The organism is Pseudomonas medicaginis (assembly GCF_965119365.1).
GTDB lineage: Bacteria > Pseudomonadota > Gammaproteobacteria > Pseudomonadales > Pseudomonadaceae > Aquipseudomonas.
This window is the reverse complement of the sequence record NZ_OZ221631.1, coordinates 1,918,212-1,934,852: the sequence shown is the minus strand read 5'-3', so window position 1 is coordinate 1,934,852 and position 16,641 is coordinate 1,918,212. Positions and strand designations below refer to the sequence as shown.

At 59.2% G+C, this 16,641-nt stretch carries 4 protein-coding genes; all 4 read right to left on the bottom strand.

The window, feature by feature from the left end:
• Nucleotides 1–198 precede the first annotated feature (198 nt).
• Nucleotides 199–759: a hypothetical protein gene (locus tag ACMTA2_RS08595; protein ID WP_413795611.1), complete on the bottom strand. Its 561-nt coding sequence runs from the start codon at nucleotides 757–759 to the stop codon at nucleotides 199–201.
• Nucleotides 760–1,247: 488 nt separating this feature from the next.
• Nucleotides 1,248–1,826, bottom strand: a complete 579-nt coding sequence (locus ACMTA2_RS08590) for a hypothetical protein (RefSeq protein WP_413794514.1) — start codon at nucleotides 1,824–1,826, stop codon at nucleotides 1,248–1,250.
• Nucleotides 1,826–14,848, bottom strand: a complete 13,023-nt coding sequence (locus tag ACMTA2_RS08585) for a two-partner secretion domain-containing protein (protein WP_413794513.1) — start codon at nucleotides 14,846–14,848, stop codon at nucleotides 1,826–1,828. The genes ACMTA2_RS08590 and ACMTA2_RS08585 overlap by 1 nt, the downstream gene beginning before the upstream one ends.
• Nucleotides 14,849–14,873: 25 nt before the next feature.
• Complete coding sequence (locus ACMTA2_RS08580; protein ID WP_413794512.1) at nucleotides 14,874–16,580, bottom strand: ShlB/FhaC/HecB family hemolysin secretion/activation protein; 1,707 nt, start codon at nucleotides 16,578–16,580, stop codon at nucleotides 14,874–14,876.
• Between the last annotated feature and the right edge of the window lie 61 nt (nucleotides 16,581–16,641).

Here is a 16,641-nt window from a genome sequence, read left to right as displayed (position 1 = left end):
CACTCCAAAAGGGAGTCTTCGTCTTTCGGCAATTATGGCGGCTGTGCGCGGGAAACCTTCGGGTCTGCCGGCTCTCTATTACCTGTTCGCCAACCTGCGTACAGCTGTCCCCCATTCGTTTGGGTTGCGGGCGCAGGCTGCAGAGTAATGAAAGCGGGCGACTTGAAGATCGCCCGTTCCTCAATCCTTAAATCGAATTCAGAGGCCCGATACGCTCGCGACAGGGATACGTTCCTGTGGCTGAGTAACATCGTAGACATGCTGTTCACAGCGGCTGCCGACAAACTGAAACTCCACCAGATAGACTTTGCTTCTTTCCGGCGTGAAAGTGCTTCTGAGCGGGCCACAACGATAGCCACTGTTGATGCTGCTACCACTGGCGTAACCCGACACCTCGAACGGCTGATCAGGATCAGCTTGCACCTCTAACTGCGGAAAGTGTTTCAAGGTTGCGCTATGGACCGTTTCATTGAGCTTGGCAATCCAGCCGGACACCTTGCCCCGGCCGGTATCCACTACGGTTCCCTGCACATTCATGCGCTGGTCAGGATCCGCTGCACGTCTGATCGAAAACTCCACCGGATAGGTTGCACCCGACGCTTTCATGATGACCTTGGCGTGTTGGGGATCAGCGGTCACTTTGTTTTGGTGCAGTTGGATACCGTCTTTGGCCAAGGTTGGAGATGAGTCTCTGACGTTGGATTTACAGCCCGTCAATATCAGAATTAAGCCCAGCATTAGCAGTGATGTTTTTTTCATAAAAAACTCCAATTGAATAATTAAAAAAACCATTTCCTGCCTCTCTAACGCCCCGAGAAGACTTTCTTCATACAGGGCATCAAAACGCTAGCGCGAGAGGGAATTCAAGTGAGTTACTCAAGACTCATCCATGAAAAAACCATATTAATATATCATTACGGATACCATTATTTATGGCTGCGCATTTGAACATCTGCACCAGCTAACTTTTCGTCCCTACTAGACGATAACATCCCAAGAACCGGCTCTGGGATAAGTCGAGACAAGGAAAAATATCAGCATTGACTTACTTACAAAAAGGGGACTACAAAAAGGGGACAGATTTATTTTCCCGACTCAACTTTCGGCCTCCCCGGTAAAGCATTCTGGTCATATAAGGACCCTCCATCCGTGGAAGCTTTCAGCGTAGCAGAGCATTTAAAAATAAATCTGTCCCCTTTTTCCTTTTTCTCTTTTTCTTATGGGATAAATCGAGACAAGGAAAAATGTCAGCGTTGATTTACTGGTATCTCTTCCAGATCATCCACTTTAATCTGCGACTCTTCTAATACTGAAAAATCGTCAGAATTATCATGCAGGCCATGGGAAACCACGAAACTCTTGCCACTTGAAAAACGGAAACGCAGTCCCACTTCGCTGGGACACTGACGCTCTTTCGCACTCATCTCCCTGTGCTTTAGTATAGTTAAATCACTTACATAATCACCAACAATTTCCTCCCAGAAAACAGTAGCAAATCGTCCAGCTACAAAAATAGCGAACAAGTCATCATCGCTCTCCAATGAGTGGGATTCCGCCGAGCTCCTCGCAGCCTCATCCCAAACAATGACGCTATTAAGAGAGGGATCACTCGAAAACCCCAGAACTATACCATCTTCAAAATAAATGACTAACGGCCCAGCCGTTAAGGAGAAGGCCATTTCGTCCTGAATACCACAATTAACAGAAACTTCTGACGCGGCCCACCAACTGTACCTAACAAGCTTATCAACCCGCCTACCATTAGTATTACGCAGTAACTCATTCGCCATTGACGGCACCATAGAAGCCGTATTTTTAGCACTCATTATAGCGATCCATTCTTGTGTGCCGATTGAATTAACAAATCAATCATCCGAAGATTATTTTTTGACGGCGAAGTATTAAAATTTACAGCAAGAGGATCAGCAACCACAACACGCCCCTCTTTGCTAATCAAAAACTGCAGATCATTGATTTGAATGTTGCCATTTATTAATGCATTTCGAATTCCTTGAAGATCTGAAATGCTTCGTTCATTGAGGAGCGGCGAGTCGCCGACAATACGAACCTTCCCATCCACAAGCCTTACGATATCTTTCGACCCTTGAGCAAAAAGATCCATTAACATACCCGGGATGCCGTCAACACTCACCGCTTGAGGATTCACTGTAGGAACTCCTGCGTCACGCAGCTTGCCAAGCATTGCGATTTCTTCGGAAATCGTCTGCGAATCCGTACCATTACGCAAGACGCCCACAGCTTGATTATCTCCATAAGCATAGACATCCTTATTACCGCCGCGACCTAGCAAGTCTCCTAGATCAGAACGACCAAGATTTGAACCTGTATTGGCCGCAGTGCTTTTTGCCCCACTCCCAACTACACCCCCTTTCACCCCCCCAGCAGCCCCAGAACCAACAACATTCAGAGCTCCCATCACAATATTGCCAGCGGCCGCCCATGCATCTCCTTGATAGGCCTGTACCCCACCGTACGCGATCTGAAGCGCTCCGCTTTCAGCAGCGAGCAGACGAATGCCCGCGCCCAGGCTGCCGCTCATCAGGTACAGTGCCGGGGTCCCTACATCGGCAAGCGCTTGGTAATCCTGATTGATACGCAGAGTGCCGAGCGAATCAAGATAAAGCTGCTCGTTTTGGCTTAATGGGCGCCCCATCTGATCGATGATTCCGCCCGGATACAGCCTATCCAATGAGGCCTGCTTATCCGCACCGTAGCTGGCATAGGCAACGGTATCGCTTTGCTTTAACGGCCCGCTCCGTGTCATCGCATTGATTTTTGCTTGCGCCGCTTCCGGGCCATAAGCATTTATCAGTGCGTAGGTGTACTCCTGTAAGTAGGCGTTGAGCTGCGCCTTGTCAGCATCGGACATCGTGTCGCTGTGCAGACGATAACGTTCCAGCAATGCGTTGGAAATATGATCCAACCTATCCAGCTCGACCAGTTTCTTGGCAACCGAGACGCGGGTATCGCCGCTCAACCTTTGCTGCCGTAATTTGTCCAGTAACGTCTGATCAGCAGGGCTGAGGAAATTGTTTTCTACCGCATTCTTCCCGACTTGAGCCGCCGCCACGGCGGACAAAGCGTCCTTGCCTGTGACAGCTCCCCCAATCCCCGCAGCCAATGTAGCTAACGCAGAAATGGTTTGTTTTTGCTCCTGCGTCAGCGCTTCGTCGCTAAGTCCACCATAGAGTTCTTCCTTGATCAGGCGTGCTGTTAGCTCGGCAGCGACCGCGCCGGTTGCGCCCGCCAAGGCCGAATTGCCGCCCGCTCTCGCGATCACAGCTCCCAAAACCGCATGGGCCATCAAGTTGGCTGTTGCGTCCCCTTCGGTCATGTCCTTGACCGTCTGCGCCAGATAAGGCGCCGCAGCACCCCCTATGGCGCCGCCAATATTTCCACCGATCAATCCTTGAACGATTGCGGATACCGCCTGGCTGGCTTTTTGGAAACTACTGCCAACGCCATAGTCACTCTGAACCTGTTTGGCGACTTGTTCGCTGCTCGGATCAGCGACTCCGTTGTCGAGTAACTTCTGGCGTGCAGCCTTATAGCCCTCGCTATTCTGATCTTTAGCCTCGTTGATCTTCGCCGCCGCAACCGCATCCCCAACCCCTTTCACCAATTCGATCGAGCTTTTCACCAGCTCAATTCGATCCTTCATGGCGTCTTCATCAGGCTTGTCCAGATGCTCGTTGGCATTCGCCGTATCGCGATTCAGCCCAACAAGGTCCTGGGATCCCTCAGGATTACGAACGATGATCGTGCCTTCACTCACCGCACTGCGTGTATGGCTCTTGTCGGACTCGCTCAGGGAGATCCCGTACAACCCACCCACCGAGGCCCCTGCCCCAGCACCGCCGTAACTGGCCGAGACGCTTACACCTGCGGACTGGGCGTGGATTTCGCTGACGTTCTTGATGTCGGTGGCGATGAGCCGGTCAGTGACCAGCAGGTTTTTGTTCGCCGAGGCATCGCTGGCGATCCCACCGCCTTCGAGGGTGGTGGTTTTGCCCACATCAACGGTGTAACCACCCGCTCCGGCGAAGAGACCGGTCTGGTCCGTGACGCCTTTGTACTCACTGTTCATGTTGCCGGCCGCCAGATTGGCGGAAGCGGCGACAGGTGTGCCGTAGCAGAACGGTGGAATGCAAATGCTGGCACCGAAACCGCCGCTGCTTTGTTTGCTCTTCTGGTCCTGGGTGTCCTGGCGGGAAATGATGTTGAGGTTACCGTCGATCAGCGCTTTGATTTCATCGGCGTGAACCTGGGCGCCCGCCAGCGCGGTGTCTCCGCCGCTGCGCAGCAAGAGCGAACCGGTGTCTACTGTGCTGTTGACCTGCGTAACAGAACTGCCGGTACCCATGCCTTTTGCGAGCTGCGCGCCCAGGTCCAGAGTGAAGCCGTTTTGCTGGCCGATGTTGAAGCTGGCGCCGATAGCAGTTTTGTTGTTGCTGTTGTGGTTGGACCAGTCAGCGGTGTTTTGCGCGCTCTCCAGGATGATGTTGTTGCTGGCAAGCAAGGACGTGTTACCCGCCTTGATGCTGCTGCCGATTACGTGGAGATCACCATCGTTTTCCGCTGCATTGCCATTGGCAATAATGGATAACGTGGTGCCCGCGTTGAGCGTGCTTTGCTTCGCGGTTTGGCTGGCGTAGTCGCTGGTACTTTTGCTGTGGGTATTGGCGAGCTCGGTGCCGATTTTGATCAGCGAACCATTGCTGGCGGTGCCGCCCTGTTTGTTGGCGAAGCCGGTTTTCTGGGCGTTGGCGTCCGAAGCCATTCCGCCGAGGTTGTAGGCCGCGAGCGCAGCCTGGGCCAGTTTCACAGCTTTGAGGCGAGGATCATCCGTATCTTTCGCGGCTTTGACCGACGAGCGAATGGTATTGACCGTGTCGATGATTGCACCACCGACAACACGGCCGACGGCCAGGCTGTTGGATTTGTCGACGGTGCTTTGTGTTGCCGTTTCCATGCCCGCTGCGATGGTCACGTTCGAGCCACGCAGGCTCATGTCCTTGGTGCTGACCAGGTCGCTGGCGATGACGTTGAGGTCTCCACCCGCCACGAGGCTGACGTTGCCTTTGCTGGAACCGATGGTGCTGCCGGTCAGGGTTGTTTGCGCAGCGGTGCCATTGTGTTTCTGGCCGCTGATCGACAAGTGCTGGTTACCGGTGATGTCGTCGATGCCCAGCTTGTTGCCCGTCAAGATTCCGGTGAAGTCGTGATTTTTTTCCTTATGCATCTGCTCGCGCGAGAACGTGTTCTCTGCCGCGTCGATGGTCAGGTCACGTCCCGCGCGGACCGTGAGGTCATCGGTACTGACCAACGCTGAACCGGTGACGGTGGCATCGCGTTTGGCGATGACGGCGATGGTGTCGCCGGAGATCATGCTGCCGACGGCGGTGGTCTGAGTTTCGGCCAACTTGTCCTGGACCTTGCTCGACTTCAAACCACCCCAGCTGCTTTTACTTTGCTTGCGCTCGTGGCGTGCGCTGTTGGAATCGGTAACGGCGAGGATTTCCACGTCGTTGCCGGCGCTCAAGCCGACGCTGCCTTTTTCGGAGATGACATTGCTGCCTTTGATCATCAGATCGTTGCCGGCAGTCAGTACGTTATTGCCCCCGGAAGTGACCGAGCTGGCAACGTTGGTGACAGAGCTGGTCTCATCAAGCCGAAATTTCTTCCCGGAAGAAGACTTCTTGGTCTTGCTATAGAAGCTGTAATCCGAATCCTCAGCCGATTGCAGTATCAGGTTCGCGCCGGCCACCAGGTAAGCCTCATCCCCGGCATTGACCTTGCTGGCAATCAACCCCAGATCCTTACCGGCACTGAGCACCACATTCCCACCCGCCGTCACGCTGGTGGACACTTGGCTCACATGATCTTCCTGGGCTGTGACCTTCTTGCTCTTGCCGTAGGAATGCTGCTCATCAGCCGCCGACGCCAACGTCAGATCACCGATGGCGCTCAGGCTGACATCGCGCTTGGCATCGATCTGGCTGGCGACGACGGTGAGGTCGCGGCCGGCTTTGGCGGTCAGGTCGCGGCCTATGTCCAGGCTGGAGCCGTATTGGGTGATGGTTTCGTCGCGATGCAGGCCACGGGTGCCGCCGGCGATGCGTTCGGCGGCGGTGAGGTTGATGTCGTTCGCGGCGTTGAGGGAGGTATCGGCACCGCTTTTCAAAACACCGCCTACGTTATTGATATCGCGCCCGGCGTTGATGGCCAGGTTGTTGGCGGCTTCGATGCGGGCGGCGCTGTCGATGAAGTCGGTGCGTTCGCTGCGGTAGCCGCTGTCGCTTTCGTGGGTGGTGACGGTGCGTTCGTTGATCACGACGCCGTTGGTGGCGGTGAGGGTGACGTCGCGTCCAGCGATGATGCCGCCGGCCTTGTTGACGAGGTTGTTGCCCGCCAGCAGGTCGAGGCGGTTGCCGGCTTCCACCAGGCCGCTGTTGACCAGGTCGTTGGTGGCGGAGGCGGACAGGTTGTTGCTGGCGCGCAGGGTGCCGGCGTTGTTCAGGTCCTTGCCGGCGATCAGGGTCACGTCGGCGCCCTGAATCAACGCGCCGTTGGCGGCCAGGCGGTTGTTGGCGTTGGCCAGGTACAGCACCGGCACCAGCACTTGCTCGCCGTTGACCTCGACGTTTTCCATCCAGACGATGTCGTGGGTCAGGGCCGCGACTTGTTCGGAAGTGAGGCTGACACCCAGGGCCAGGTTAAGCTCCTGCTTGCTGGCGATGGCGTTGTTCATCAGGTACTTGAACATGTCCTCGTTGGAGGTCTGGCCGTCGATGAAGCGTTGCCCGGTGCGGGCGACCACGGCTTGCTGGATCAGGGTTTGCTCGTACAAACCATCGCCCAGGCGCTTGGCGCTTTGGTCCGGGTCGTAGCCGAGGTTATCGAGCAAGTAGTCCGAACTCATGAACTGCTTGAGGTCGGTAAGCACTGGGTTGGTTTCGATCAGGTATTTGTGTGGGTTGGCCGCCACGGTGCTGGTGGGCAGGCCTTGGACGCGATTGACCGTGAACGCGCTGGTACGGTTCGGCAAAATGCCGGCCATGGGGGCGCCCGAAGTGCTGGTGTCGAAACTGCTGGCCTGGTCGCCGACGCTGGTTGCCTGGCGCGCTGCGATGCTCAGATCAACGTTGCTGGCGGTGGGTTGAAGGATGTTGCCCAGTTGCAAATCTCTGGCTTGGCCAGCGGGCAGTCCTTGTTGGCGCTGGATCGTGCTCAGGCTTGCGCTGCCCATGCTCCAGCTTTGCGGCCCACTGACAGCCAGCGTGCTACTGCCCTGCCCACTCAGGCGGAACAGGCCGTTCTGGCCGGTGGGCAGGCTGAAACCGGGCAAGGCGACCGGGTTGACCTGCTGTTGCGCCAAGTTAGGGGGCAGTTGCTGGTTGAGGGTGATGCGGGTGGAATATTGACTGCCTGCCGCCGCCGTGCCGGTACGTGGACCACTGCCGACATAGCTGTAGCCCGGACGCACGACGCTGTTGTCGATGTTGTTCTGGGTCGAGATGTTGACGGCGCCGCCGGCCTGGATCACGGCTGCGTAACTCTGGTCACCGCCGGCAAGTTTGCGGGTGGCGCCTAAATTCGTGTACTCCATTTCGGTCATGCCGATGAAGTTGGCAATACCCGCTTCCAGACCGCTCAGGTTGTTGACATCGTAACCGGCACTTTCGAACCAGTATTCGTTGGTGAAGTTACTGGCCGCGTTGTACCAGCCACCCGCATTACGGGTCCGCTCGGACCGAAACACACGCGTGGTTTCCGTCTCGCCGGTTTCGACGCCGCTGTTGGTCAGGTTGACCAACGAGGCCGTCAGGTTGCCACCGCTGGCGATGCTGCTGCTCTGGTTCAACAGATCGCCGCCACGCAGGCTCAGGTTGCCACCTGCCGTGATGCTGGAGGCCGCGGTGGCCGCGGTGACTTCGGTTTTCTCGCGCTGCAGCAGCTCCCAAACGTGGTTCTGCTTACCGCTGCAGTCGCCAGCGTTATAACCCTCGATGCAGGCGATTTCGTAGATTTTGGCCGTGTAGATTCCGCTGCTGCCCATGGTCAGCAGCGTGCGAATGTTTTGGATCGTGCTGGCAGCCAGGCTCATGCTGCCGTCGCTTTGAATCGAACTCGAGCTGTTGACGATACTGCTCGCCAGCGCGCCTTGGCCGTTACGGTCAACAGTGAGGTTGCCCAAGCTGTAGATGTTGGCGCTGATATTATTCAGCGTATCGACTCGCAGGCCCATATCTTCGCCACTGAAGACCAAGCCTTGATTGTTTGTCAGCAAACCGGTCGTGACCGTCAGCGCTTGACCGCTGCCTAACGTCCCCAGGTTATTGACCCCACCAGCATCAACCGTCAGGTTGGTGGCCGAGGTCAAACGACCAGCATTGTCCAACTGACCGCCGACATTGAGCGTGGTGTTACCACCGCCAGCAATACTGGAATTAGCACTGTCAAGGCTCACTTGCGCGGCGCTCAGCCCAAGGGTTCCCTGGCTGCTGAGTCGTCCAGCGCCCCAGTAAGTGCCGCTCAGACCTACGCTCAGACTGCCGTTACTGGCAAGCAGGCCTTCGTTGAACCAGTTGACGCCACTGCCTATGAAACTGTCTGAGGCCAATAGTTGACCACTGGCGGTTTGGGTGAAGTTGTTGACGTTGACGTTCAGACGCCCGGCCTGGATGACGCCGCTGTTGGTCCAGGTGTCGGTGCTGATGGTCAGGCCACCACGCGTCACGACCGTGCCACCAGCACCGATGACGTTGGCGGTGGAGATGTCGAACGTTCCAGTGCCGACGTGCAGCAAGCTGCCGCCGGTATTGAGAAAACTGGAGGCGCCAAGTGTCAGGTCGGTATTGGCACTTTCCAGAACACCACTGCGGTTATCAAACAATCCACCGATTTGGAAGTTGGTCTTGCCGCTCCCACCCAAGGCACGCAACTGCCCGGTCTGGTTATCCAGGCTCGCCGCCTTGATCGCCAGGGTGCTGTCACTCTCGATAATCCCCAGGCGGTTGTTCAACGCGCCGGTGAGGTTCAGGTCGATCTGGCTGCCGGCGATCTGGCCGTCGTTGTCGCCACTGTTGTCAAAATCGTTGCCGCTGACGTTAACCTTGCCTTTGGCATAAAGCCCGCCGTTGCGGTTGTCGAAGTTGCGGGTGGTGACGGTCGCGTCGCCGGTCTGCGCGGAGATGCGCCCGCCGTAGTTGTCGAGGCCGCCGAGGGCGATCAGGTTCAGGCGCTGGGCCTGGGTGATGCCGCCCTGGCGGTTGTTGTTCAGGTCGTAGCCGTTTTTCAGCACGCCGGTCAGTTGGGTGGTGAGCAGGCCTTGCAGGCTGGCGAGGACGCCGCCACGGTTGTCCAGGTTGCGCCCGACGACAGTCACGTCCCCGGCCTTGGCCTGGATTCGACCGCTCTGGTTATCGATGTCCGCATCGACCGTGAGGTTCAACCCTCCTTGGCTTTGCACCACACCCTTGCCGTTGGTAAGGCTGGCCGCGTCGATCTGCACGCCGCCGTTCTGGCTGTAGATCAAGCCATCGGCATCGTTCTGGACGACGCCGGAGGTATTCAGGACCAACAAATCATTGGCCGCGACGGTGCCGCGATTGCGGTTGTCCAGGCCACTGGTGAGCAAGGTCAACAGACCTTGGCTGGCGATCTGGCCGCCCTGGTTGTTGATTTGCGTGGCGCGCTCGACCCGCAGTGGGCCGACGCTGGCGATCTTGCCATTGGTGTTGGTCAGGGCGCCGAGCAAGTCCAGGGTCACCGCGGCGTTGCCGATCAGGTTGCCGCCGCTGTTGTCCAGGGAGGTGCCGATGAAGCTCAAGGCGTTTTGTGCGTTGACAGTACCGCCGGCATTGCCCAGGGACATGGCCTTCATGACCAGAGTCGCGCCGCTGTCGATCAAGCCGCCTTGGGCGTTGTTCAGCGAACCGCCAGTGACGGTCAGGGTCTGGTCGCCACCGCTGGACAGAATCCCGCCTCGGTTGTCCAGGCTGGCGGCGCTGACGGTCAGCTGTTTTTTACCGACCAGCGCGCCGGCATTGCTGTTGAGCAACGCCCCGCTGAGGCTGACGCCGACGTCTTCGTCGCGGCTCGATAGGGTGCCGCTGTTGCGGTTGTCCAGGCTCGTGGCGGTCAGGTCCAGGCCTTTGAAGCCGGAGACCAAACCACCTTGGTTGAGAACGTCACGGGCGCCTACGGTCAGCAGACCGTTACTGATGAGCTTGCCGGCGCTGTTGTCGAGATCGCGAGCGGTCAGGTTGAGGCTCTGGCTGCTGGAGATTTCGCCATTCTGGTTGTTCAGGTCCCGCAGGTGCTTGAGGCTGAGTTCACCCGTGGTGGTAATCAGGCCAGCGTTGTTGTTCAGGTCGCCGGTGGCGGCGCCGAAATCAATGGCGATGGCGCTGCCCAACAGCGAACCATGTTGGTTGTTCAGGTCGCTGGTGGCAATGGTCAGGCCGTTGGTGGCGTTGATCAACCCCTGGTTCTGGTTGTTCAGTGCGCCGCTGAGCTTCAGGTCGAGGTTCGCGCGACTGGTCAGGGTACCGCCGCTGTTGTCCAGGCTCGCGGCCTCGACATCCAGCGCAGCGGCGGCGATCAACCCCTTGAGGTTGGTCAGGGCGTTATCGACCCGCAGGGTCAGGGCCTGGTTGCTGAGCAGTTTGCCGTTGTCGTTGTTCAGGCTTTGCGCGGCCAGGGTGAATGCCTGGGCGCTGGAGATTTCACCGCTGGCGTTGTTGACGCCCTTGAGGTTCTTGAGCACCAGCAGCGGCGCGTTGATCAGGCCGTTCTGGTTGTTCAACTGGCCCTGGTTCAGGTCCAGGGTCAGCGCCGTGTTGCTGAAAAGTTGGCCGCCCTGCTGGTCGAGGTCGGTGATGTTGGCGGTCAATGCACCGCCACTGGCGATGCGACCGCCGTCCTGGTTGGTCAGTTTTTTCGTGGTCAGGTCGAGGCTGGCAGCGCTGCTCAGGCGTCCGGACTGGCTGTTGTCGAACGCGCCGGTTTCGACAACCACGGCGCCCTTGCCACTGATACTGCCTTTGTTGCGGTTGTCGAGGCTGGCGCTTTTGACGGTGAGGCCGGCGTCAGTGACGATTTCGCCACCCTGGTTGAGCAAGGCGTCGCCGAGGGTGAGGCCCAGCGCCTCGGCACTGGAAACGCTGCCCAGGGTGTTGGTCAGGCTCGCCGCTGTCATCGTCAGTGTGCCTTCGGCACTCACGACACCCTGGCTGTTATTCAACGCGCCGGAGAGAACGGCGGTGAGGTTCTTCTGGCTCAGCAGCGAGCCGCCCGTGTTATCGAGTGTCTTGCCGATCAAGGTCAGGTCGCTCTTGCCTGACAACAGGCCCTTGGTACGGTTGAGAACGTCCTTCACCGTCAAGGCCAATGCGCCGTTGGCGAGCACTTGTCCGCCGTCGCTGTTGTCCAGGGCATCACCCGCGACGGAAATGTCGGCCTGGCTCGAAAGTTCACCGCCACGGTTATCCACTGCGGCGACATTGAGCTTCAGCGCATCGGTCGCGCCGACCAGCCCGGCATTGCGGTTATCCAATGAGGCGCCGGTGAGGGTTAGGCCACCCAGGGCGATCATCTGGCCGCCCTGGTTGTTCACGCTGGACACATCGGCCGTCACGGCGGTTTTGCCGGCGATCTGGCCGGCCGTGTTGTCCAGGCTCGCCGCGTCGATGCGCAGGTCGCCGTCGGCGATCACCGCAGCGTTCCGGTTGAGCAGTTGATCGTCCACGCTCAGGGTCAGCGCGCCACGGCTGCTGATCAGGCCATCAGTGTTGTCCAGACTCGCGCTGTGACTGTCGAGGGTTTGAGCGGAGATCAGCCCCTTGACGCTGTTGAGCGCCTGCTCGATACGCAGGGTCAGCGCCTGGTTGCTGATCAACTTGCCGTTGCCGTTATCCAGGTTTTGCGCCGCGAGCGTGAACGCCTGGGCACTGGAGATTTCGCCGCCCCGGTTGTCAACGTCCTTAAGGTTTTTCAGCACCAGGACCGGCGCGTTGATCACGCCCTTGAGGTTGTTCAACTGGCCGTGATTCAGGTCCAGGCTCAAGGCGGTCTTGCTGAACAGCTCGCCCCCACGTTGATCGAAACCGCTGACGCTGGCAGTCAGCGTCTTGTCGCTGGCGATGCGGCTGGCGGCGCCGTTGCTGACCTGGGTGGCGGTCAGGTCCAGGGTGTCGCCACTGACCAGATACCCGCCCTGGGTATTGTCGAAGGTGCCGGTGGTGATGCGGGTCGCGCCCTTGGCGCTGAGCAAGCCGTTCTGCTGGTTGTCCAGGCTTTGGCTGCTGACGACCAAGCCGGCGTCGGTGGTGATGGCGCCGCCACGGTTAACCAGCACGCCCGAGGCCGTGAGTGCCAGCGCACCGACACTGGTGAGGCTGCCGTCGGTGTTGTCGAGCGTGCCGACGTTGACGCTTAGTGTGCCGTCGCTGCTGATCAGGCCCGCGACGTTGGTCAGAGCGTTGTCCAGTCGAATATCCAAGCCCTGGCGAGCGACCAGGCTCCCGCCGCTGTTGTCCAGGCTCTGTCCCTTGATCGCGGTAGCGCCCGTGCTGAACAGCAGGCCTTTGTTCTGGTTGATGATCGCCGCGACTTTCAGGCCCAGGTCGGTGCCGGCCAGGATCTTGCCGTCGTCGCTGTTGTTCAGGCGCTGGCCGTCGATGGCGATGTCGACCGTACTGGAGATTTCACCGCCACGGTTGTCCAGGGCATCTACGTTGAGTTTCAGCGCTTTTGTCGCACCTACCAGGCCGCCGTTGCGGTTATCCAGGCTCTGGCCGCTGACGATCAGCAGGCCTTGGGCAACCAGCTCGCCGCCCTGATTGTTCAGTTGCGCGACGTTGGCGGTGAGGTCGCTCTTGCTGGAGATGCGTCCGCTGCTGTTATCAACGCCATTGGTTTGCAGATGAACCGGGCCAACGGCACTGAGCAGGCCGCTGCGGTTATCCAGTTGCGAGCCATCGACACGCAACGCCGCCTGGCTGCTGAACAAGCCTTGTTGACGATTGTCGAGCTGGGCGACGGTCAGTTGCAGATCCTTCACGGACCGGACCTTGCCGGCGCGGTTGTCCAGGCGCCCCGCCTGGACATCAGCGATGCCCTTGACGCCAAGGCTGCCTTGCCGGTTGTCGAACAGATCGCTGATACGCGCGGTCAGGCCGCCGTCGCTGACAAGGCTGCCTTCAAGGGTGTTATCCAGGCTGGCGGCGGTGATTGTCAGGCTCTTGCCGGAGCCCAACACACCGTTCCGGTTGTTCAGGGCACCGATCAGACCAATGTTCAGGGCCAGGTCACCGGTAAGCAGGCCGTCGCTGTTGTCCAGCGCAGTGCCGATGACTGTCGTGACGGCGGCGCTGGAGACCTCACCGTCGTGGTTATTCAACTGCCCGACATTGGCCGTCAGGTTGCCGTTGCTGCTGACTGTGCCCTGGGTATTGAGCAGTGTGTTGGCGGTGACGTTCAGCGTATTGCTGCTGAGCACCCGTCCTTTACTTTGATTGTCCAGGGTCGCGGCGTTTACCGTGGTGGTCTGCCCGCCGCTCAGGGTTCCGCCCTGGTTACTCAGCGTCTGCGCCACGTTGGCGGTGAGGTTACGACTGGCAACAACGCTCTGACCATTGTTATTCAGGCTCTGCGCCGTCAGGCTCACATCCCCCGCCGCGTTACGGGTGTTATCCGCGTTGACCCCGGCCTCGATAATGCCGTTGTTGGTCAACTGCCCACCCGCGTTCAGCGTAATGCTGTCTCGCGCCGCAAGACTCTGCTGGTTGCTCAGGTTGCCCTGGGCCCGGGCGTTCAACGTGGCGCCGGCGTAGATCGGACCTTGGGCATCAAGGCTCGCGGCCTTGACGTTGACCGCGCCGGTGGCCGAGGTCTGCGCCAGGCTCAAGTGGCCGTTGGCATCGAGCTGAATGTCCCCACCACTGGCAATCAACTGCCCGTCCAGCTTCACCCCAACACCGGCCTCGGTGCCCACCAGCTTGATCGCCCCAGCGTACATGCCGCCCAGGGCCGAAGAGTCGATGGCCAGCTGCGGCTTGGCGCTGCCGTCGTCGGCGCGGGCCGTGGCGTTGAGGGTGCCTGCGTTAACGTCATTGCGCCCGGCCACGATGGTCAGGTTCTTCGCCTGGATCTCGGCGTTGATCTTGGCGCTGCGGGTGATGATTTCGAAGCGGTCGACGTTGTTCGCGTTCAGGCCCGCGCCTTCGATGGAGACGCTGCCCTGGTCCACCTGATAGCGACCCACTTGGCCGTTTTCGATGATCGGCTTGCCCGTGGTCAGGGTCGCCCTGGGCGTATTGATAAACCCGCAGCCATTGCAGGTGATGCCGTAGGGGTTGGCGACGATGACATGGGCCGACTGCCCCGCCACTTCGGTGTAGCCGCGCAATTGGCTGGGGTTGCCGCCGTTGACTTCATTGAGAATGACGTTGGCGGCCGTACCGTTGAGGTTCGGGTTGCCAAGGATGATCCCCCCCAGTTGTGTGGACTGGGTGCGCGAGGTGGCGTTGTTGAGGATCACGCCGTTGCTGCCGACGTTGTAGTCCTTGAACTGGTTGTGGGACAGGCCGCTGCCGTTGGGCTTGGCGATGTTGACGATGGGCACTCCATTCCCCGCGCGGTCCAGGCCAGTGCCCGGCGCGCTGACCACGATGCCGTCGGCCTGGGCCCACAGCGGCTGCCAGAACATGACGTTGGCCAGCAGGAACGCCAGGCCACGCTTGGGCATGCCCCAGAACTGCTCGCGGGGTTGCAGGGCGGCGGCAGGTTGGCGGGCCAGGAAAGTGTATTGGCGATCGTCCATGCTCAGGTCTCGTTGCAGCAAAATTTTAAAGAAGTACGTCCACGCGGAAGTAGATCGGCGCTTCGCGCTCGGTCAGGACATCCGGGCGTTCCAGGGAATGGGCGAAGGTGACGCTGGCGTTCAGGTGCTCACCGCGGGCGAACAACTCCACCGAGTTGCTCGACATGCGCCCGTGCTGATTGCCGTTGTAGCGATTGCCGCGAATCACGCCCTGGTCATAACCGAGGCTGGTGCCGTATTCGGCGAACACCGGGCGCAGCCACTCCACCGCTATCGGGCGGCTCCAGCGCAGATCGTTGCGCCAGTAACCGCCGCTGTCGCCGGACAGGGATTGATCCTTGTAGCCGCGGATGGAAGATTGTCCGCCCAGGCTCATGCGCTGCGGGCTGAACAGCACGTCTTCGCTGCGCTGGCCGGTCATCAGGCTGCTGAAGCTGAAGGACTCGTCCCACAACTTGAAAGGCTGCAGGTAGCTGAGGGTGGCGGTGTACTTGCGGTAGCGCGCATCCGGCAGCCCAGGCCCAGGGTCGTGATCACCCTGGGCATCGAAGGCACCGATACCTTGTTGCAGGCCCAGGTCGAGGTTGACGAAGGCATTGCCGACCCGCCGCCCATGGTTGATGCCGAACTGCGCCTCGCTGATGCGATTGCTGCTTTCGGCGAGTTTGCTGCCTTCAATGAAGTTTTGGGTGCGCAGGTACGAAAGGCCCGTGTTGAGGGAGGTCTTGCTCAGCGCATCGCGATGGATCACCCGCTCGACCCGCAACTGATGGTTCTGGCTGTCGCCGGTCTGCTTGAAGTTGAAGCCGTTGGCCGGGATCTGCGAGCGGTATTCGCTCTGGCTGTAGGTGTAACTGACGTTCCACCAGCCAAACGGCAGGTTGTAATAGAGCATGGCGTTGCGGGAGGTGTGCTGGTGGTCGGTCATCGCGTCGTGACCGCCGCGCAACATCAATTGGTCGGCCAGGCCCAACGGGCTGTCCCATTCGAAACTGCTGCCCCATTGTTGCTCACCGGTGCTGCGCTGGCCGTCGTTGCTGCGCGACAGTCCGGCGCGCCAAGGTTTTTTCGGTTCGTTGGTGACCCGCACTTCACTGCCACCGACTTCCTGGCCGGGGGTCAGCTCCATTTTGGCCTGGTTCGATGGCAGGCGATTGAGCTGATCCACCATCTGTTCGATCTCCCGCAGGTTGACCAACTCGCCGGTCTGTCCGGGAAACGCCATCGCCAATTCGCGATCCGACAGCTTGCTGTTTTCGGCCCCCTTCAACCCTTCGAGCCGCCCTTCCACCACCAGCACACTCAAATGTCCGCCCGACAAATCCTGTTGCGGCAGATAGGCACGACTGGTGACCAGGCCCTTTTCGATGTAAAGGTCGGTGATGACCTTGAGCAGCTCGTTAAGCTGCGGCACGCCCAGGCATCGGCCGATGTAGGGCGCCAGCAGGCGCTCGCGCTCGCTGGCGGAAAGGCTGTCGGCGCCCTTGAGCTCAATGGTCTGGATGGCGAAGCAACGGGTATCGGCAGGGGCTGTCGGCTGGATCGGCTTCGCCTCTTTGCCGGGCAGCTCCTTGAGCTCCTCCAAACGACGGCGTTGCTCTTCGAGCAAACGGTTCTGGCGCTCGCGGATCAGGTCCGTGTCGCCAGGCGTCGGGGCGGCGTGAGCCAGGGTAAGTGGAGAAAGGCACAGCAAAGCTACGCACAACCTCGCCCAAAAGGCGGGTGAGGACATGTTCGATCCCTCGATCAGAAGTGACATCAAAATAGTGGCGCGATATTAATTAGCCATCTTT

Bases quoted from the DNA above. Each gene is read 5' to 3' on its own strand.
- ACMTA2_RS08595 (WP_413795611.1), bottom strand. From the start codon at position 759: ATGAAAAAAACATCACTGCTAATGCTGGGCTTAATTCTGATATTGACG.
- ACMTA2_RS08590 (WP_413794514.1), bottom strand. From the start codon at position 1,826: ATGAGTGCTAAAAATACGGCTTCTATGGTGCCGTCAATGGCGAATGAG.
- ACMTA2_RS08585 (WP_413794513.1), bottom strand. From the start codon at position 14,848: ATGGACGATCGCCAATACACTTTCCTGGCCCGCCAACCTGCCGCCGCC.
- ACMTA2_RS08580 (WP_413794512.1), bottom strand. From the start codon at position 16,580: ATGTCCTCACCCGCCTTTTGGGCGAGGTTGTGCGTAGCTTTGCTGTGC.